The sequence below is a fragment of the Oceanicola sp. S124 genome (assembly GCF_000220565.1).
Lineage (GTDB): Bacteria > Pseudomonadota > Alphaproteobacteria > Rhodobacterales > Rhodobacteraceae > Pseudooceanicola.
Genome location: NZ_AFPM01000194.1, coordinates 1 through 767, shown reverse-complemented (window position 1 = coordinate 767; position 767 = coordinate 1). Strand labels below are relative to the sequence as shown.

General features: G+C 69.0%; 2 protein-coding genes. Both read left to right on the top strand.

Annotated elements, in window-relative coordinates; all coding sequences use genetic code 11:
• Positions 1 to 253 (top strand): MotA/TolQ/ExbB proton channel family protein (locus OS124_RS24705; RefSeq protein WP_010140285.1); only part of this gene is annotated, 253 nt, incomplete at its 5' end.
• Between the two features lie 18 nt (positions 254 to 271).
• On the top strand, positions 272 to 655 hold the full coding sequence (locus OS124_RS0113725; RefSeq protein ID WP_010140284.1) for an ExbD/TolR family protein: 384 nt from the start codon (positions 272 to 274) through the stop codon (positions 653 to 655).
• Positions 656 to 767 lie beyond the last annotated feature (112 nt).

Here is a 767-nt window from a genome sequence, read left to right as displayed (position 1 = left end):
GGCCTTCCAGGCGCTGCAGGAGGCCGGCTCGAACGCCGATCCCTCGATGCTGGCCGGGGGCATCTGGGAAGCCCTGCTGACCACCGCCGCGGGCATGGCCGTGGCGATCCCGGCCTCGGCGGCGCTGACCTGGTTCGAGGCGGTGCTGGACAACCTGCGCACCGATCTCGAGGATCTCTCGGCCCGCATCTTCGTCGCCGACCTTCCCGGCGACGGCATGGGCGAGAACGTCGCCAAGCTGGCCGCCCAGTAAGCCGGGACGGACCGTCTGATGTCCTTCGTGGATGATACCCCGCGACCGCGCCGCAAGCCCTCTCTGACGCCGATGATCGACGTGGTGTTCCTGCTGCTGGTCTTCTTCATGCTGGCCTCGCGTTTCGGCACCGACGAGGTGCTGCCGCTGCCGCTGGCCTCGCAGGGGGGCAGTGGCTACCAGGGCGCGCCGCGCCTTGTGGATGTACTGCCCGAGGGCCTGAAGCTGAACGGGGTCGAGATCACCGCCGAGGCGCTGCTGCCCGCCCTGCAGGACCTGTCGGCCAACCCCGCCGACACCGTGATCCTGCGCGGCCAGGACCAGGCGCCGCTGCAGCGCGTGGTCGACGTCGTCACGGCCCTGCGCGGGGCCGGGCATACGAATATCGTGCTGGTGGAGTGACCATGGCCCGTGCCACGAAACAGATGAGCTTCGCCCCTCCGGCGCGCAAGCCCCGGGCCGAATCCATCGTGCCAATGATCAACGTCGTGTTCCTGCTGCTGATCTTCTTCCT

Bases quoted from the DNA above. Each gene is read 5' to 3' on its own strand.
- OS124_RS0113725 (WP_010140284.1), top strand. From the start codon at position 272: ATGTCCTTCGTGGATGATACCCCGCGACCGCGCCGCAAGCCCTCTCTG.